This window comes from Streptomyces sp. NPDC085931, from assembly GCF_044540565.1.
Taxonomy (GTDB): domain Bacteria; phylum Actinomycetota; class Actinomycetes; order Streptomycetales; family Streptomycetaceae; genus Streptomyces.
Window position 1 is genome coordinate 38102 of record NZ_JBITSK010000027.1, and the last position, 16837, is coordinate 54938.

16 protein-coding genes are annotated in these 16837 nt (G+C 71.7%); 5 read left to right on the forward strand and 11 right to left on the reverse strand.

The window, feature by feature from the left end; genetic code table 11:
- Positions 1 to 64 precede the first annotated feature (64 nt).
- Positions 65 to 1399, forward strand: a complete 1335-nt coding sequence (gene gabT / locus ACIGAN_RS35190) for a 4-aminobutyrate--2-oxoglutarate transaminase (protein ID WP_399863592.1) — start codon at positions 65 to 67, stop codon at positions 1397 to 1399.
- Positions 1400 to 1805: 406 nt separating this feature from the next.
- Here the strand turns inward: gabT and ACIGAN_RS35195 are convergent, their stop codons facing one another.
- Positions 1806 to 2408 (reverse strand): DinB family protein, encoded by a 603-nt coding sequence (locus ACIGAN_RS35195; RefSeq protein WP_365739238.1) that lies wholly within the window; start codon positions 2406 to 2408, stop codon positions 1806 to 1808.
- A gap of 71 nt (positions 2409 to 2479) precedes the next feature.
- Here ACIGAN_RS35195 and ACIGAN_RS35200 point away from each other — a divergent pair, with 71 nt between their 5' ends.
- Positions 2480 to 3154 carry a phosphatase PAP2 family protein gene (locus ACIGAN_RS35200; protein WP_399863594.1) on the forward strand — a complete coding sequence of 225 codons (675 nt, stop codon included), beginning with the start codon at positions 2480 to 2482 and terminating at the stop codon, positions 3152 to 3154.
- On the opposite strand, the gene ACIGAN_RS35205 is transcribed toward ACIGAN_RS35200, so the two are convergent.
- From ACIGAN_RS35205 to ACIGAN_RS35240, 8 genes are all read right to left on the reverse strand, one after another.
- Positions 3151 to 4107, reverse strand: a complete 957-nt coding sequence (locus ACIGAN_RS35205) for an IS481 family transposase (RefSeq protein WP_399863596.1) — start codon at positions 4105 to 4107, stop codon at positions 3151 to 3153. The two genes, ACIGAN_RS35200 and ACIGAN_RS35205, sit on opposite strands and share 4 nt — an antisense overlap.
- Positions 4108 to 4272: 165 nt before the next feature.
- Complete coding sequence (locus ACIGAN_RS35210; protein ID WP_365094296.1) at positions 4273 to 4728, reverse strand: hypothetical protein; 456 nt, start codon at positions 4726 to 4728, stop codon at positions 4273 to 4275.
- Positions 4729 to 4895: 167 nt separating this feature from the next.
- A complete protein-coding gene (locus tag ACIGAN_RS35215) occupies positions 4896 to 6314 on the reverse strand; it encodes an NAD(P)/FAD-dependent oxidoreductase (RefSeq protein WP_399863598.1) in 1419 nt (472 codons plus the stop codon).
- 18 nt (positions 6315 to 6332) lie between these two features.
- Complete coding sequence (locus tag ACIGAN_RS35220) at positions 6333 to 7133, reverse strand: ABC transporter permease (protein WP_399863600.1); 801 nt, start codon at positions 7131 to 7133, stop codon at positions 6333 to 6335.
- Positions 7134 to 8063 (reverse strand): ABC transporter permease, encoded by a 930-nt coding sequence (locus tag ACIGAN_RS35225; protein WP_365094305.1) that lies wholly within the window; start codon positions 8061 to 8063, stop codon positions 7134 to 7136.
- A complete protein-coding gene (locus tag ACIGAN_RS35230; protein ID WP_399863611.1) occupies positions 8063 to 9208 on the reverse strand; it encodes an ABC transporter ATP-binding protein in 1146 nt (381 codons plus the stop codon). The genes ACIGAN_RS35225 and ACIGAN_RS35230 overlap by 1 nt, the downstream gene beginning before the upstream one ends.
- 5 nt (positions 9209 to 9213) lie before the next feature.
- A complete protein-coding gene (locus tag ACIGAN_RS35235; protein ID WP_399863602.1) occupies positions 9214 to 10461 on the reverse strand; it encodes a spermidine/putrescine ABC transporter substrate-binding protein in 1248 nt (415 codons plus the stop codon).
- 55 nt (positions 10462 to 10516) lie between these two features.
- Complete coding sequence (locus tag ACIGAN_RS35240; protein ID WP_399863605.1) at positions 10517 to 12052, reverse strand: gamma-aminobutyraldehyde dehydrogenase; 1536 nt, start codon at positions 12050 to 12052, stop codon at positions 10517 to 10519.
- 200 nt (positions 12053 to 12252) lie between these two features.
- Between ACIGAN_RS35240 and ACIGAN_RS35245 the strand changes: the two genes are divergently transcribed.
- Positions 12253 to 12828 carry an NADAR family protein gene (locus ACIGAN_RS35245; RefSeq protein ID WP_365739250.1) on the forward strand — a complete coding sequence of 192 codons (576 nt, stop codon included), beginning with the start codon at positions 12253 to 12255 and terminating at the stop codon, positions 12826 to 12828.
- Between the two features lie 86 nt (positions 12829 to 12914).
- Here the strand turns inward: ACIGAN_RS35245 and ACIGAN_RS35250 are convergent, their stop codons facing one another.
- Positions 12915 to 13379 (reverse strand): DUF4190 domain-containing protein, encoded by a 465-nt coding sequence (locus tag ACIGAN_RS35250; RefSeq protein WP_365094317.1) that lies wholly within the window; start codon positions 13377 to 13379, stop codon positions 12915 to 12917.
- Between the two features lie 69 nt (positions 13380 to 13448).
- The gene (locus ACIGAN_RS35255) at positions 13449 to 14069 is read right to left on the reverse strand and encodes a DUF4190 domain-containing protein (RefSeq protein WP_365094320.1); all 621 of its coding nucleotides are present in this window, start codon (positions 14067 to 14069) and stop codon (positions 13449 to 13451) included.
- Between the two features lie 832 nt (positions 14070 to 14901).
- Between ACIGAN_RS35255 and ACIGAN_RS35260 the strand changes: the two genes are divergently transcribed.
- Positions 14902 to 15963, forward strand: a complete 1062-nt coding sequence (locus ACIGAN_RS35260; protein WP_399863608.1) for an adenosine deaminase — start codon at positions 14902 to 14904, stop codon at positions 15961 to 15963.
- Positions 15964 to 16007: 44 nt separating this feature from the next.
- Positions 16008 to 16712, forward strand: coding sequence for a glycerophosphodiester phosphodiesterase (locus ACIGAN_RS35265; protein ID WP_365094498.1), 705 nt, complete (start codon positions 16008 to 16010; stop codon positions 16710 to 16712).
- Positions 16713 to 16837: the final 125 nt, after the last annotated feature.

Below are 16837 nucleotides of genomic sequence, written 5' to 3' on the forward strand. Positions count from 1 at the left end.
AGCCTGCGGGAAAAGAAGTCACAGTGTCTGTACAGGCCCGTCCGCACCACCCCAGGAGCCCCGCATGAGCGCACTGCCGCAGGAGCGTCGTGTCGTCACCGCCATTCCCGGCCCGAAGTCGCAGGAGCTGCAGGCCCGCCGCACCGCCGCGGTCGCGCAGGGCGTGGGCTCCGTGCTGCCCGTGTTCACCGCGCGCGCGGGCGGCGGGATCATCGAGGACGTCGACGGCAACCGCCTGATCGACTTCGGCTCGGGCATCGCCGTCACGTCCGTCGGCGCCTCCGCCGAGGCCGTCGTACGCCGGGCGTCGGCGCAGCTCGCCGACTTCACCCACACCTGTTTCATGGTCACGCCGTACGAGGGCTACGTCGAGGTCGCCGAGGCGCTCGCCGAGCTCACCCCGGGTGACCACGCCAAGAAGAGCGCGCTGTTCAACTCCGGCGCCGAGGCCGTCGAGAACGCCGTGAAGATCGCCCGGGCCTACACCAAGCGGCAGGCCGTCGTGGTGTTCGACCACGGGTACCACGGGCGCACCAACCTGACGATGGCGCTCACCGCGAAGAACATGCCGTACAAGCACGGCTTCGGGCCGTTCGCGCCCGAGGTGTACCGGGTGCCCGTGGCGTACGGCTACCGCTGGCCGACGGGTCCCGAGAACGCCGGCCCCGAGGCCGCCGCCCAGGCGATCGACCAGATCAGCAAGCAGGTCGGCGCCGAGAACGTCGCCGCGATCATCATCGAGCCGGTGCTCGGCGAGGGCGGCTTCATCGAGCCGGCCAAGGGCTTCCTGCCGGCGATCCGGGAGTTCGCCTCCGAGCACGGCATCGTCTTCGTCGCCGACGAGATCCAGTCCGGCTTCTGCCGCACGGGCCAGTGGTTCGCGTGCGAGGACGAGGGGATCGTCCCGGACCTGATCACGACCGCCAAGGGCATCGCCGGCGGTCTGCCGCTGGCGGCCGTGACCGGGCGTGCCGAGATCATGGACGCCGCGCACGCGGGCGGTCTGGGCGGTACGTACGGCGGCAACCCGGTCGCCTGCGCGGGCGCGCTGGGCGCGATCGAGACCATGCGCGAGCTCGACCTGAACGCCCGGGCCAAGCACATCGAGGCCGTGATGAAGGCGCGGCTTTCGGCCATGCAGGAGAAGTTCGACATCATCGGCGACGTGCGCGGCCGCGGCGCGATGATCGCCATCGAGCTGGTCAAGGACCGCGCCACCAAGGAGCCGAACCCGGAGGCGACCGCCGCGCTCGCCAAGGCCTGCCACCAGGAGGGCCTGCTGGTCCTGACCTGTGGCACCTACGGCAACGTCCTCCGCTTCCTGCCGCCGCTGGTGATCGGCGAGGACCTGCTGAACGAGGGCCTCGACATCATCGAGCAGGGCTTCGCCCGCCTCTGAGCCCGCGCGGCGCGCATCTGAGGCGCCGTCGGGGCAGGTGAGCCGCCCCGGTTCCGCTACCGGGGCGGCGAGCGGCAGAGCGTGTGAAGAAGGTGTGCGAGGTGGATGACAGGGCGCCCCGCGGCCTGTCCTGAGCCCTGCCCCTGTCGTAGGTTCTACCCAGATGAGAGATACACCCCGCCCACAGGGGACTGTGGGTGACACCAGGCCGGGGCCTCCCCAGCTTCGACCTGGTCGTGCCCTCGCGCACACAACCGGAGCCTGAGGCTCTGGATCTCCTCACCGATCGGACGGTCGCCCGCCCCAAACCCCCCGGGGCGCGCGACGTTCCGGTCCGGACGGCCGCCTCGGAACCACCCCCCCTGTTCCGGGGCGGCCGACCTCCCTCTTGTCCTCCTCCTTCTCCTCAGCCGCCGGACGCCTCGCGCGCGGCCCGCTCCAGCCGGGCCCGGTGGCTCTCCCACCACGCCCGGTCGCCTTCCGGCAGGTTGTCCGAGGTCGGGATATGGCCGGCGCTCCCGTCGATGAGCTCGCGCACGATGTCCGCGTGGCCGGCGTGCCGCTGCGTGTCGGCGATCACCCGCACCAGGACGTGGTGCAGCGTCACCTCCCGCCGCTCCTCGGGCCACCACGGCACCCGGCCGGTCGCGTCCAGGTCCAGGGCCGCGACCGTCGCGTCCGAGTGCCGCCACGCCTGCCGGTAGAGGTCCTCGATCCGCTCACGGGACTCGTCCGGCGTGGCCCACATGTCGGCGTTCGGTTCGGTGTCCCGCGTGTACCACCAGGGCGGCGGCGGTTCCGCGGTGAAGTACGGCCGCCCGAACGTGTCCCCGAGGTACCCGAGCTCCACCCCGGCGACATGCTTGACCAGCCCGAGCAGATTGGTCCCGGTCGGGGTGAGCGGGCGGCGGGCGTCGTACTCGGAGAGCCCTTCGAGCTTCCACAGGAGCGCGTCCCGGGCGTCCTGCAGGTAGCGGAGCAGGTCCGCCTTCGCGTTCGGTGCCGTCATGCCGGGCAGTGTCGCACCCGGCACCGACAGGCCCGCTCGTGGACGTCCGCGCTCGTGCCAAGCTGGGCCCCATGCCGATCTCCGCGCACCAGGAACACGCCCCGCCCCGCGCCCGCCCCGGCGCCCTGGTCCCGCTGCTCGGTGCGCCCGCCCTGCTCTTCGCCCTGATCACCTGGCAGGTCGTCGCCGACGGCCCGCTGCTGCGGCTCGACGAGCGGCTCAGCCGTGTGCTGGCCGGCCCCGATCGGTTCTCCGAACTCCTGTCGGACCTGGGCAACGTCGGGGTGGCGGTCCCGGTCCTCGCCGTCGCCGCCGGGTACGCCGCCGTGCGCGCCCACCGCGACGGCACCGGCCGCCGGTGGCTGCCGGTGGTCGCCGCCGCCCTGCTCATGGCGCTGGTCCCGGCGCTGGTCGTCCCGCTGAAGGAGCTCACCGACCGCCCGGGCCCGCCGCTCGTCCCCCCGGGCACCGGCTACTACCCCTCCGGTCACACCGCCACGGCCGCCGTCGCCTACGGCGGCGCGACCCTGCTCCTGCTCCCCGGGCTGCGCACCGCCCCCGCCCGCCGGGCCCTGGTCGCCGTCTGCGCCGTCCTCGTGCTCGGGGTGAGTTACGGCCTGGTCCGCCGCGGCTACCACTGGCCGCTGGACGTGGTGGCCAGTTGGTGTCTGAGCGCGGTGCTGCTGACGTCGCTGTGGCTGTTCCTGACGCGGACGCCACGCCCGGGCGGCACCGGCAGGCCCTAGTTGTATTGGCCCGCGGCGTTGTTCACGCGGCTGATCGGTGGGTGGCCGCCGAGTGCGGTGTGGCAGCGGTGGTGGTTGTAGGTGTGCAGGAAGTCTGCCAGGGCTGCTGTTCGTTCGTTGTTGCTGGTGTAGGGCTTGAGGTAGGCCCATTCGTCGAGCAGGGTGCGGTTGAAGCGTTCGACCTTACCGTTGGTCTGCGGCCGGTAGGGGCGGGTCAGCTTGCCGGTCGCGTCGAGGTCGGCGAGGGCCTGCTGCCAGGCGAAGCTCTTGCGGTAGGGCCAGGCGTTGTCGGTCAGGACCCGTTCGATGCGGTCGATGCCCGTGGTCTGGAAGAAGGCCGCGGCCCGGCGGAGGAAGTCTGCGCAGGTGGCGGCCTTCTCGTCCGCGTGGATCTCGCTGTAGGCGAGGCGGCTGTGGTCGTCGACGGCGGAGTGGATGTAGTCGAAGCCCATCGCGCTGCGAGTGGCCCGGCCCGCTTGACGGCCCAGGACCTTGTGGCCGCCGCCGTCGGGGATGCGGCCGAGTTTCTTGACATCCACGTGGACGAGTTCGCCGGGACGGTCGCGTTCGTAGCGGCGGATGATCTGGCCGGTGGGCCGGTCCAGGAAGGCCAGGCGGTTGAGGCCGTGCCGGGTCAGGATGCGGTGCACGGTGGAGGCGGGCAGGCCCAGGATCGGTCCCAGCCGTGCGGGGCCGAGCTTGCGGTCCTGGCGCAGGCGGCACACCCGGGCCTCGGTCGTGGCCGGGGTGCGGTGCGGTGTGGTGCGGGGCCGGCTGGAGCGGTCGTGCAGCCCTTGCTCGCCTTCGGCCCGCCAGCGGCGCACCCACTTGTGGGCTGTGACGCGCGAGATGCCCATCTCGGCCGCGACATGCGCGACCGGACGGCCTGCGCGGACCCGCTCGACGAGCAGCCGCCTGCCGTGAACGGTCAGCCGGGCATTACGGTGGGACACGAAGGCCTCCGTGCGGTGTGTTCCTAGACAGCTCCACCACATCGGAGGTCTTCGCCATGATCAAGCCCGGCAACCGTTAACAACGCTCGTGATCAATACACCTAGGCCGTGTCCGTAAAGTCCCGCCTGCCCTGCGGGCGGACGACGGGACTTTACGGACACGACCTAGTCACCGTTCCGGGTGGCCAGACCCGCGGCCGCCTCGTGCATCGCCAGTTCCAGCAGGGCGGGGTCCGTCAGCAGGCCCGAGCCGTCCGGCGGGACCAGCCAGCGGACGCCACCGGGCGAGGAGCGCCCCGGGTACGGCACGACGATCCAGGTGCCGGCGCCCGCGGTGCGGATGCCCGTGCCGAGCCAGCGGGCGGCGGTGCCGGGCGGCACGAAGAACCCCATGCGCGCGTCGCCGAAGTCGACGAGCACGGGGCCCGGCCGGTCGAGGACGCGGCTGAGCACGTCGAGCGTGGCGTAGCCGAGTTCGCCGGGCAGGATCAGCACGTCCCAGGCGCTGCCGGCCGGCAGCAGTGCGACCCCGAGCGGGTTGCGCTCCCACTCCCAGCGGCAGGCCTCGGGATCGGGTGCGACGGATGCGAGCCACTCGACCGCCGTCTTGGCCCCTGTCATGAGGAAGACCCCCTTCTCTCTCGTGAAGCTCGTGGCGGTCGCGGACGCGTGCTGCGTCCACGACCGCCACGAGGGAGAAGGGGGTCCTGCCGGGGTCATTACGCGGGTTCCGGCCTCCCGTTGGAGTGAACCGGCTCACACCCGCGCGGCCGGGTCGGACGGCCCGCTCAGCTGTCGAAGCCCAGACCCAGTCTGTCCAGCGTCCGCAGCCACAGGTTGCGGCGGCCGCCCCGCGCGTCCGCGCGGGCCAGCGACCACTTGGTGAGGGCGATGCCCGTCCAGGCGAACGGCTCGGGCGGGAACGGCAGCGGCTTTCTGCGGACCATCTCCAGTTCGGTCCGCTCGGTGCGCTCCCCGGCCAGCAGGTCGAGCATCACCTCGGCGCCGAACCGGGTGGCCCCGACGCCGAGCCCCGTGTATCCGGCCGCGTAGGCCACCTTGCCCTGGTGGGCGGTGCCGAAGAACGCCGAGAAGCGGGAGCAGGTGTCGATGGCGCCGCCCCAGGCGTGGGAGAAGCGGACGCCCTCCAGCTGCGGGAAGCAGGTGAAGAAGTGCCCGGCGAGCTTGGCGTAGGTCTCGGGCCGGTCGTCGTACTCGGCGCGGACGCGGCCGCCGTAGGGGTAGATCGCGTCGTAGCCGCCCCAGAGGATCCGGTTGTCGGCGGACAGCCGGAAGTAGTGGAACTGGTTGGCGCTGTCGCCCAGGCCCTGGCGGTTCCTCCAGCCGATGGAGGCCAGCTGGTCGTCGGTGAGCGGCTCGGTCATGAGGGCGTAGTCGTAGACCGGGACGGTGTAGGAGCGCACGCGGCGGACCAGGTTCGGGAAGATGTTGGTGCCGAGGGCGACCCGGCGGGCGCGGATGCGGCCGTAGGGGGTGCGCACGGCCATGCCCGCGCCGTAGGGCCTCAGCTCCAGCGCGGGCGTGTGCTCGTGGACGCGCACGCCGAGGTCCAGGCAGGCCCGCTTCAGGCCCCAGGCGAGCTTCGCGGGGTTCAGCAGGGCGACGCCCCTGCGGTCCCACAGGCCCGCCCGGAAGGTGGGTGAGTCCACCTGCTCCCGTACGGCGTCGGCGTCCAGGTACTCGACGCCCTCGGCCAGGCCCAGGCGGGACGTCTCCTCGTGCCACTCGCGCAGTTCCCGCGCCTGGTAGGGCTCGGTGGCGACGTCGATCTCCCCGGTGCGTTCGAAGTCGCAGTCGATGGAGTGCCGGGCGACCGCCGCCTCGATCGCGTCGAGGTTGCGGGCGCCCAGCCGCTGGAGCGTGTGGATCTCGTCCGGCCAGCGGGTGAGGCCGTTGGGCAGGCCGTGGGTGAGGGAGGCGGCGCAGAACCCGCCGTTGCGGCCGGAGGCGGCCCAGCCCACCTCGCGGCCCTCCACCAGCACCACGTCCCGCCGCGGGTCGCGCTCCTTGGCGATCAGCGCCGTCCACAGTCCGCTGTAGCCGCCGCCCACGACGAGCAGGTCGCAGGTCTCGGTGGTGGTGAGCGCCGGTTCGGGGCGGGGCCGGCCGGGGTCGTCCAGCCAGTACGGGACCGGCTGGGCGTCGGAGAGCGAACGAGTCCACTGATTCATGGCGCCAGCGGCCATGATTTCAACTCCCTACGGTTATGCCTTTTGTCTGTTGCGGCGATTTCCGATGACCATGGAAACCAGGACGAGCAGGACGGCGACGACGAACATGGCCGTGCCGATGACATTGATCTGGACGGGTGTTCCGCGCTGCGCCGAGCCCCAGACGAACATGGGGAAGGTGACGGTCGAGCCGGCGTTGAAATTGGTGATGATGAAATCGTCGAAGGAGAGCGCGAAGGCGAGCAGCGCGCCCGCGGCGATACCCGGTGCCGCGATCGGCAGGGTGACCCGGACGAAGGTCTGGAAGGGCCCTGCGTACAGATCCCGTGCCGCCTCCTCCAGTTTCGGGTCCATCGACATCACGCGCGCTTTCACGGCCGTGACCACGAAACTCAGGCAGAACATGATGTGCGCGATGAGGATCGTCCAGAAGCCGAGCTGCGCGCCCATGTTGAGGAACAGGGTGAGCAGCGAGGCGGCCATGACGACCTCGGGCATCGCCATCGGCAGGAAGATCAGCGAGTTCACGGCGCCGCGCGCGCGGAACCGGTAGCGGACCAGGGCGAAGGCGATGAGCGTGCCCAGCAGCGTGGCGCCGAGGGTCGCCCAGAAGGCGATCTGGAGGCTGACCGACAGCGAGCCGCACAGGTCGGAGACGCCGCACGGGTCCTTCCAGGCGTCCAGCGAGAACTGCTGCCACTCGTAGTTGAAGCGCCCCTTCGGTCTGTTGAAGGAGAACACCGTGACGATCACGTTCGGCAGCAGCAGATAGGCGAGCGTGAAGAGTCCCGCGATGACGACGAGATGTCTCTTGAGCCAGTTGACGAAGGGCATTTAGACCAGATCCTCCGTCCCGGACCTGCGGATGTAGAAAGTGACCATGAGGAGGATGGCCGCCATGAGGATGAAGGAGAGCGCCGCGGCCGTCGGGTAGTCGAGCACTCTGAGGAACTGCGTCTGGATGACGTTGCCGACCATGCGGGTGTCGGTCGAGCCGAGCAGGTCGGCGTTGACGTAGTCACCGGTCGCCGGGATGAAGGTCAGCAGGGTGCCGGAGACGACTCCCGGCATCGACAGCGGGAAGGTGACCTTGCGAAAGGTCGTCCAGGGCCGGGCGTACAGGTCGCCGGCGGCCTCGTGGAGCCGGCCGTCGATACGCTCCAGCGAGGTGTACAGCGGCAGGATCATGAACGGCAGGAAGTTGTACGTCAGACCGCAGATGACCGCCAGCGGGGTGGCCAGCACGCGGTCGCCCGCGGTCAGGCCCAGCCAGCTGGTCACGTCCAGCACGTGCAGCGAGTTGAGCGCGCCGACGAGCGGGCCGCCGTCGGCGAGGATCGTCTTCCAGGCCAGGGTGCGGATCAGGAAGCTGGTGAAGAAGGGCGCGATCACCAGGATCATGATCAGGTTCCGCCAGCGGCCCGCCCGGAAGGCGATCAGGTAGGCCAGCGGGTAGCCCAGCAGCAGGCACAGGATCGTCGCCGTGCCCGCGTAGAGCACCGAGCGGACGAACTGCGGCCAGTACGCGGACAGGGCGTCCCAGTAGGTGGCGAAGTGCCAGGTGACCTTGTACCCCGTCTCCAGCGAGCCCGTCTGCACGGAGGTGGAGGCCTGGTAGATCATCGGCAGCGCGAAGAAGACGACCAGCCAGAGCATGCCGGGCAGCAGCAGCCAGTACGGCGTCAGGCGGCCCCGGCGCCTGGGCGGCTTCGCTTCGGGTGCCTGCGGGGTGAGCGGCGGTGGCGCCTCGGTGAGTGTCGACATCAGGCCGCCTCTTCCACTCCGGCGTCGGCGTCCTGGGCGGCGTCCAGGCCGAAGGTGTGGGCCGGGTTCCAGTGCAGGACGACCTCGGTGCCGGGCACGAGCCGGGGGTCGCGGTCGATGTTCTGGGCGTAGACCTCGAAGTCCGGGCAGACCGGGCTGTCGACGACGTACTGCGTCGAGACGCCGATGAAGCTGGAGTCGGCGATCCGGCCGGTGATGCGGTTGCGGCCCGCCGGGATCTCGCCGGCGTCGTCCGCGTGGGTGAGGGCGATCTTCTCCGGGCGGACCCCGACCAGCACCTTGCCGCCGGTGGTCGCGGGGGCGGAACATCGCGCCTCGGGCAGGACGAGCTTGCCGCCGCCCGCCCTGAGCACGATCTCCTCGCCGCTTGTGGAGTCCACCTCGGCCTCGATGAAGTTCGAGGTGCCCAGGAAGTTGGCGACGAACGTGGTGCGCGGGTTCTCGTACAGGTCGGCGGGGGTGCCGAGCTGCTCGACGCGGCCGCCGTTCATCACGGCGACCGTGTCGGCCATGGTCATGGCCTCCTCCTGGTCGTGCGTGACGTGGATGAAGGTGATGCCGACCTCGGTCTGGATGCGCTTGAGCTCCAGCTGCATCTGGCGGCGCAGCTTCAGGTCCAGGGCGCCGAGCGGCTCGTCGAGCAGGAGCACCTTGGGGTGGTTGATCAGCGCGCGGGCCACGGCGACGCGCTGCTGCTGGCCGCCGGAGAGCTGATGCGGCTTCTTGCGGGCCTGCTCGCCGAGCTGGACCAGCTCCAGCATTTCCTCGACCTGCTTCTTCACCGACTTCAGACCGCGCCGGCGCAGGCCGAAGGCGACGTTCTCGAAGATGTCGAGGTGCGGGAAGAGGGCGTAGGACTGGAAGACCGTGTTCACCGGCCGCTTGTACGGCGGCAGGGCCGTCACGTCCTGGTCGCCCAGGAAGACGGTGCCGGCGGAGGGTTCCTCCAGCCCGGCGATCATGCGCAGGGTGGTGGTCTTGCCGCAGCCGGAGGCGCCGAGCAGGGCGAAGAAGGAGCCCTGCGGGACGGTCAGGTCGAGCGGGTGGACGGCGGTGAAGGAGCCGTAGGTCTTGCTGATGCCCGTGAGGCGGACGTCGCCGCCGGGGCCCGTGGTGTTCGTCATGGTGGTCACGCCCCCGTCAGCTTCGCGAACTTCTCTTCGAACTCGGTCTCTTCCTTCGAGCTCAGCGAGCGGAAGGCGTGCGACTTGGCCGCCATGGCCTTGTCGGGGATGATCAGCGGGTTGTTCGCCGCGTCCTCGTCGATCTTCGCCAGTTCGGCCTTCACACCGTCGACGGGACACACGTAGTTGATGTACGCGGCCAGTTCGGCGGCGGGCTTCGGCTCGTAGTAGAAGTCGATGAGCCGCTCGGCGTTCGTCTTGTGCCGGGCCTTGTTGGGGACGAGCAGGTTGTCCGTGGACGTCATGTAGCCGCTGTCCGGGATGAGGAAGTCGATGTCGGGGCTGTCCGCCTTGAGCTGGACGACGTCCCCGGCCCAGGCGACGCAGGCGGCGAAGTCGCCGCTGGTCAGGTCGGAGGTGTAGTCGTTGCCGGTGAAGCGGCGGATCTGGCCCTTGTCGACGGCCTTCTGCAGCCGGGCGATGGCCGCGTCGTAGTCGTCGGCGGTGAAGTCGGCCGGGTCCTTGCCCATGTCGAGCAGGGTCATGCCGACGCTGTCGCGCATCTCGGACAGGAAGCCGACGCGCCCCTTCAGCTTGGGGTTGTCCAGCAGGTCGGACACCGACGTCACCTCGACGCCGTCGAGCGCCTTCTTGTTGTAGGCGATGACCGTCGAGATGCCCTGCCAGACGTACGAGTAGGCACGACCGGGGTCCCAGTCGGGGTTGCGGAACTGGGCGGACAGGTTGGCGTAGGCGTGCGGCAGGTTGCTCGCGTCGAGCTTTTGCACCCAGCCCAGGCGGATCAGGCGGGCGGCCAGCCAGTCGGTGAGGACGATCAGGTCACGGCCGGTGTCCTGGCCCGCCGCGAGCTGCGGCTTGATCTTGCCGAAGAACTCGTTGTTGTCGTTGATGTCCTCGGTGTACTTGACCTTGACGCCGGTGCGCTTCGTGAACTGCTCCAGCGTGGGGTGGTGCTTGCCGCTGTCGTCGACGTCCATGTACTCGGTCCAGTTGGAGAAGGTCACGGTCTTCTCCTCGGCCGAGCGGTCCTCGGCCGGGACGCCGCCCTGCGACTGACCGGCCGCCGGGATGCCGCAGGCGCTCAGGGTCCCGAGACCGCCGAGGGCGAGTGCGCCGCCCGTGGAGGCGCGCAGCAGGGACCGCCGGGTGAGGGCGGCCCTGCCGTTGGCGAAGCTGCGCCGCATGGCGGCCACTTGGGCCGGGGAGAGGCGGTCGGGCTCGTACTGCTCCATGCGCGTGGTGCCCTTTCGGAGGGTGGGCGGCCGCTGGTCGGGCGGCCTGATACGGCTATCGGTCCCCGAAGACGGTGCGGTGCCAGTCCTTCGCGGCCACCGCGGTGTTGTCGAACATGACGTGCTTGATCTGGGTGTACTCCTCGAACGAGTACGCGGACATGTCCTTGCCGTAGCCGGAGGACTTGTAGCCGCCGTGCGGCATCTCGCTGATGATCGGGATGTGGTCGTTGACCCACACGCAGCCGGCCTTGATCTCGCGCGTGGCCCGGTTGGCCCGGTACACGTCCCGGCTCCAGGCGGAGGCGGCCAGGCCGTAGGGGGTGTCGTTGGCGAGGGCGATCCCCTCGTCGTCGGTGTCGAACGGCAGCACGACCAGGACCGGTCCGAAGATCTCCGACTGGACCACCTCGCTGTCCTGGGCCGCGTCGGCGATCAGGGTGGGCCGGTAGTAGGCGCCCTCCGCGAGCTCGCCCCCGGGTGCCTCGCCGCCGGTCACCACGCGCGCGTAGCCACGCGCCCGGTCGACGAAGCCGGCGACCCGGTCGCGCTGGACGTGCGAGATCAGCGGCCCCAGGTCGGTCCCCGCGGCGAACGGGTCGCCGAGCCGGACCGTCTCCATCAGCGCCGCCGTCCGCTCCACGAAGGCCTCGTACAGCGGCCGCTGCACGTACGCGCGCGTGGCGGCCGTGCAGTCCTGCCCGGTGTTGATGAGCGCGCCCGCGACGGCGCCGTGGGCGGCGGCCTCCGGGTCGGCGTCGTCGAAGACCACGAACGGCGCCTTGCCGCCGAGCTCCAGGTGGAGCCGCTTGACGGTGGCGGTGGCCACCTCGGCGACGCGCCTGCCGACGGCGGTGGAGCCGGTGAAGGAGGTCATGGCCACGTCGGGGTGGCCGACGAGATGCTCCCCGGCCTCCTTGCCGGTGCCGGTGACGATGTTGATCACGCCGTCCGGGATCCCGGCGTCGGTGGCTGCCTGCGCGAAGAGCAGCGAGGTCAGCGGGGTGAGCTCGGCGGGCTTGAGGACGATGGTGTTGCCCGCCGCGATCGCCGGGAGGATCTTCCAGGCGGCCATCTGCAGCGGGTAGTTCCAGGGCGCGATCGACCCGACGACCCCGATCGGCTCGCGCCGGACGTAGGAGGTGTGGTCGCCGGAGTACTCACCGGCGGACTGTCCCTGCAGGAGCCGGGCGGCACCGGCGAAGAAGGCGGTGTTGTCGATGGTCCCCGGGACGTCGAACTCGCGGGTCAGCTTCAGCGGCTTGCCGCACTGGAGCGACTCCGCGCGGGCGAAGTCCTCGGCCCGGTCGGCCAGGACCGCGGCGAAGCGGTGCAGGGCGTCGGACCGCTCGCCGGGGGTGGTGCCCGCCCAGCCGGGGAAGGCCTCGCGGGCGGCGGCGACGGCCCGGTCGACGTCGGCCGTGCCCGCCAGTTCGTAGCGCAGCACCTCCTCGCCCGACGCCGGGTCCACGACCGCGTGGGTACGGCCGGAGGTGCCCCTGGTCAGGCGGCCCGCGATGTACTGCGCGCCCTCCTGGAAGCGCTCCTCGGCCGGGAATCGGTCCGGGGTGGCGTTGCCCGGGTTGTGCATGTCGCTCTCCTCCGTGTCCCCATGAGGGGGCCGGCGTGGCTCAGGCTCGATTTGAGTGCCGATCCTGACAGAGGGATGGGACTCCAACAAGTGATTCCGTTGTTGATTTTTGGTTACGCGACGGAATCTGTCGACCAGGTGTCGAGTCCGCCGGGAAAAGGCAGGACGCTGTGTCAGTGGTGCGTGCCAGACTCGCGTGCATGGAGAAGATCACGGGGGCGGTCGACTCGCGGGAGGCCCTGATCAGGGCGGTTCGCGCGGGGGCCAGGGTCAGGTATCTGCATTTCTGGGGGCACCGTCCGCGGCCGGACGGCCGGATCGGGCCGAGCTGCCTGAGCCAGTGGTGGCCGTCGCCGTTCACCGTGGACGGCGTGGCGTACGCGACCGCGGAGCACTGGATGATGGCCGGCAAGGCCCGCCTCTTCGAGGATGCCGCGGCCGAGCGCGCCGTGCTGGCCGCCGGGCATCCCGCCGAGGCGAAGAAGGCCGGGCGGCTGGTGCGCGGGTTCGACGAGGCGACCTGGGCCCGGGAGCGGTTCCGGATCGTCGTGGAGGGCAGCGTCCACAAGTTCGGGGCGCATCCGGAGCTGCGGGGGTTCCTGCTGGGCACGGGCGAGCGGGTGCTGGTCGAGGCGAGTCCCGTGGACCGGGTGTGGGGCATCGGGCTGGCCGCGGACGACGAGGCGGCGATGGACCCGGAGCGGTGGCGGGGCCCGAATCTGCTGGGCTTCGCGCTGATGGCGGCGCGGGAGCGGCTGCGGGCGGCCGGGGCCTGAGCGAGGGGGCCCGGCCCTGAGAGGGGCCGGGCACGAGCAAGGGGCCGGTCCAGGACCGGCCCCCTCGGTGATCTCGGCGGACCGGCTCAGGAGGCCGCGCCGAGCCCGCCCATGATGGAGGCGAACAGCAGGAAGCCCAGCAGCGGCAGGATCACGGTGGCGATGATGCCGCAGACCAGGCCGGCGGTCGCCGCGCCCTTGTTGGTGGCCTCACCGCGGATGGCCTTGCCCCGGCCGACGGCGCCGAAGATGATCGCCAGGATGCCGAGGATCACGCCGAAGAACCACAGCAGGAAGGTCACGCTGCACACCACGCCGATGATGCCCAGCACCAGGCCCGTGGTTCCCATGCCGTTGCTCGGCTGCGCGGGCATCCCGTAGCCGGCGGCCTGCGGGTAGCCCACGGGCGGAGCGGCCGGGTAGCCGGGGCCGCCCTGCGGGTAGCCGTAGCCCGGGCCGGACTGCTGCGGGTAGCCGTAGCCGGGGGCCGGCTGCTGCGGAGGCTGGGCCGGCGGGCCGAAGCCACCGGGCGTGGGATTGGTGTTGGACATGGACGAGCTCCCCTCCGTTGTCAGACCAGGGAATCGTAGTGGCCGAGTCGGCCGGGGAGTACGGAAGTTTCAGCGCGGGGCCGGAGCGGTGGCGGCCGGGCGCAGGGCGCCGTAGTACGGGTCCTCGTCGTGGTCGTCGCTGTTGATGGCGGCCGTGATGCCGACCGCGATCAGGACGATCACGGTGATGCCGAGGATGATCCCGATGATGCCCATGATCAGACCCGCCTGGGCCTGACCGTGGTTGGTGGCCACACCGGCCTCGGCGCGCTTGCGGCCCTTGATGCCGAAGACGACGGCGAGGATGCCGGTGACCAGGGAGACCACGCCGTACAGGCAGAACAGCGTGCAGGACACGATGCCGAGCACCATCGCGGCGATGCCCATGCCGTTCTGCGGGGCCGCGGGCATGCCGGGCCAGCCGTAGCCGGACTGGGGGTAGCCGGGGTAGCCGTAGCCGCCGGGGGCGACGGGCGGGGGCGGGACCGCGCCGGTGCCGGAGGTGTCGTACCGGGGGGTGCCGGCGGGCGGGGTGAAACCGGCGGCGGGCATCGAGGTGACCGTGGCCTGGTCGTGCACGGAGGGCGGCCCCTGGGTGGGCGGCTGGTCCTTGTCGAGCGACGGCTTGTGCTCCGGGGGCGCCCACGGGTCGTGTCCGCCGCCTGCGCCGGGCTGCGTCGGGTCCGTCATCTGTGCATCCCCCCTGGGTCGATCGTGTCGCCATGCTACGGGCCGCCCGGCCCGGGCCACAGAGCGGGTACGTCGACGATCACGGCCCCCCGGCGAAGCGGCGAGGGCCGCCGACACGACCGAGAGCCAGGGGCGCGGGCGAGGGCCGGGGGCGGGGACCCGGGCCGGGGGCGGGGAGCCGGGCCGAGGGCGCCGACCAAGGCCGGAAGGGCGGACCAGGCCGGTGGCAGTGCCGACGGCCTCCGGCGCAGGCGAGGGCCGTCGACGCAGACCGGGCCGGAGGCGGGGACCCGGGCCGGAAGGGCGGACCAAGGCCGGCGGCAGGGCCGAGGCCCGTCGCCCGGCGAGAGCCAGCGGCGCAGACCAGGCCGGAGACGCAGACCAGGGCGGGAGCGCGGCCCAGGGCTGGCGGCAGGGCCGAGGGCCACGGCGCAGGCGGCAGCCAGCGGCGCGGATTATGGCCGGAGGCGTCGACGAGGACTGGTGCGCAGACAGGGCGGAGGCGCGGACCAAGGCCGGCGGCAGGGCCGAGGCCCGACGGCGCAGGCGGCAGCCAGCGGCGCAGACCAGCCCGGAGGCGCCGGCCAAGGCCGGAAGGGCGGACCAGGACCGGCGGCAGGGTCGAAGACCGACGGCGCAGGCGAGAGTCAGCGGCGCAGATCATGGCCGGAGGCGTCGACCAGGACTGGCGGTGAAGACCAGGCCGGAGGAGCGGCCCCGCGCCCCTGGGCGTACCGCTCCCCCGCCTAGGATGAGAGCCGAGTCATCGATCAGCCGATCACCCGCGCCCGCCGCCCTCGTGCCGGCCCGGCGCCGTTCCGGGGAGGAACCCTTGACCGAGCATCTCGTCGACCCCCAGGCCCCTCGCGATCTGCGGGCCTTCATCGCCGGACTGCCCAAGGCCGAACTGCACGTGCACCACGTGGGCTCCGCCTCCCCCCGGATCGTCGCCGAGCTGGCCGCCCGGCACCGCGACGCGAAGGTGCCGGCCGACCCCGAGGCCCTGGCCGACTACTTCACCTTCACCGACTTCGCCCACTTCATCGAGGTCTACCTGTCGGTCGTCGACCTGATCCGCACCCCGGAGGACGTCCGGCTGCTGACCTACGAGGTGGCCCGGGAGCTGGCCCGCCAGCAGGTGCGGTACGCCGAGCTGACCATCACGCCGTTCTCGTCCACCCGGCGCGGCATCGACGAGCGGGCCTTCATGGACGCGATCGAGGACGCCCGCAAGGCGGCCGAGGCCGAGTTCGGGACCGTGCTGCGCTGGTGCTTCGACATCCCCGGCGAGGCGGGCCTGGAGGCCGCCGAGGAGACCACCCGGCTCGCCACCGACGACCGGCTGCGCCCGGAGGGCCTGGTCTCCTTCGGGCTCGGCGGTCCGGAGGTCGGTGTGCCCCGGCCGCAGTTCAAGCCCTACTTCGACCGTGCGATCGCGGCCGGGCTGCACTCCGTGCCGCACGCCGGCGAGACCACCGGCCCGCAGACCGTCTGGGACGCGCTGACGCACCTGCGGGCCGAGCGCATCGGCCACGGCACCAGCGCGGCCCAGGACCCCGAGCTGCTCGCGCACCTCGCCGAGCACCGGATCCCGCTGGAGGTGTGCCCGACCTCGAACATCGCCACGCGCGCGGTCCCGACCCTCGACGAGCACCCGGTCAAGGAGTTCGCGCGGGCCGGGGTCGTCGTCACGATCAACTCCGACGACCCGCCGATGTTCGGCACCGACCTGGAGAACGAGTACGCGGTCGCCGCCCGTCTCCTCGACCTCGACGAGCGGGGCCTGGCCGGTCTCGCGAAGAACGCCGTCGAGGCGTCCTTCCTGGACGACGCCGGCAAGGCCCGGATCAAGGGCGAGATCGACACGTACACCGCCGGGTGGCTCGGCCGGTGACGTCCTCCGCACAGCACCCGGGTGGGCCGCGGCCCGTGACCGCCGTGGCCCACCGGGGCGACCCCTACCGCGTCCGCGAGAACACCGTGGCCTCGCTCAGGTCCGCGCTCGCCCGGGGCGCGGACGCGGTGGAGGTGGACGTACGGCTCACCCGGGACGGTGTGCCGGTGCTGCTGCACGACGCGACGCTCAAGCGGCTGTGGGGGCACGAGCGTCCGGTGCTCGCGCTGTCCTGGGCCGAGGTGCGCGGCCTCACCGGTGGCGAGGTGCCGGCCCTGACGGAGGCGCTCGCCGCGACCGACGGGCACCGCGTGCTGATCGACCTGCCCGGCTCGCCCGGCGCGCGGGCGGTGCGCCGGATCATGGACGCCGTGACGGAGGCCGGGGCGGCGGACCGCGTCTACTACTGCGCGGGCGCCGACACCATGCTCGCCGTGCGCGCGGCGGACCCGGCCGCCGAGATCGCCCTCACCTGGACGACCCTGGCCCCGCCGCGGCCCGTGCTGCTGGAGGCGATCCGCCCGCGGTGGCTGAACTACCGGTTCCCGCTGGTGGACCGCTCCCTCGCCGACCGCGTCCACGCCGGCGGCCATCTGCTGTCGGTCTGGACGCCGGACACGCGCCGGTCCATGCGCCGGCTCCTCGCCGCGGGCGTGGACGCGATCACGACCAACCGCGTCGACGTCCTGTGCGCCACCCGGGCGAGCGCCACGGCACCGCCACCGGACCGGCCCGGGCCCCGCGGCTAGGTGTATTGATCACGAGCGTTGTTAACGGTCGCCGGGCTTGATCATGGCGAAGACCTCCGATGTGGTGGAGCTGTCTAGGAACACACCGCACGGAGGCCTTCGTGTCCCACCGTAATGCCCGGCTG

Coding starts and splice junctions, on each gene's coding strand:
- gabT (WP_399863592.1), top strand. CDS start 65: ATGAGCGCACTGCCGCAGGAGCGTCGTGTCGTCACCGCCATTCCCGGC.
- ACIGAN_RS35195 (WP_365739238.1), bottom strand. CDS start 2,408: ATGACGGCACCGAACGCGAAGGCGGACCTGCTCCGCTACCTGCAGGAC.
- ACIGAN_RS35200 (WP_399863594.1), top strand. CDS start 2,480: ATGCCGATCTCCGCGCACCAGGAACACGCCCCGCCCCGCGCCCGCCCC.
- ACIGAN_RS35210 (WP_365094296.1), bottom strand. CDS start 4,728: ATGACAGGGGCCAAGACGGCGGTCGAGTGGCTCGCATCCGTCGCACCC.
- ACIGAN_RS35215 (WP_399863598.1), bottom strand. CDS start 6,314: ATGGCCGCTGGCGCCATGAATCAGTGGACTCGTTCGCTCTCCGACGCC.
- ACIGAN_RS35220 (WP_399863600.1), bottom strand. CDS start 7,133: ATGCCCTTCGTCAACTGGCTCAAGAGACATCTCGTCGTCATCGCGGGA.
- ACIGAN_RS35225 (WP_365094305.1), bottom strand. CDS start 8,063: ATGTCGACACTCACCGAGGCGCCACCGCCGCTCACCCCGCAGGCACCC.
- ACIGAN_RS35230 (WP_399863611.1), bottom strand. CDS start 9,208: ATGACGAACACCACGGGCCCCGGCGGCGACGTCCGCCTCACGGGCATC.
- ACIGAN_RS35235 (WP_399863602.1), bottom strand. CDS start 10,461: ATGGAGCAGTACGAGCCCGACCGCCTCTCCCCGGCCCAAGTGGCCGCC.
- ACIGAN_RS35240 (WP_399863605.1), bottom strand. CDS start 12,052: ATGCACAACCCGGGCAACGCCACCCCGGACCGATTCCCGGCCGAGGAG.
- ACIGAN_RS35245 (WP_365739250.1), top strand. CDS start 12,253: ATGGAGAAGATCACGGGGGCGGTCGACTCGCGGGAGGCCCTGATCAGG.
- ACIGAN_RS35250 (WP_365094317.1), bottom strand. CDS start 13,379: ATGTCCAACACCAATCCCACGCCCGGTGGCTTCGGCCCGCCGGCCCAG.
- ACIGAN_RS35255 (WP_365094320.1), bottom strand. CDS start 14,069: ATGACGGACCCGACGCAGCCCGGCGCAGGCGGCGGACACGACCCGTGG.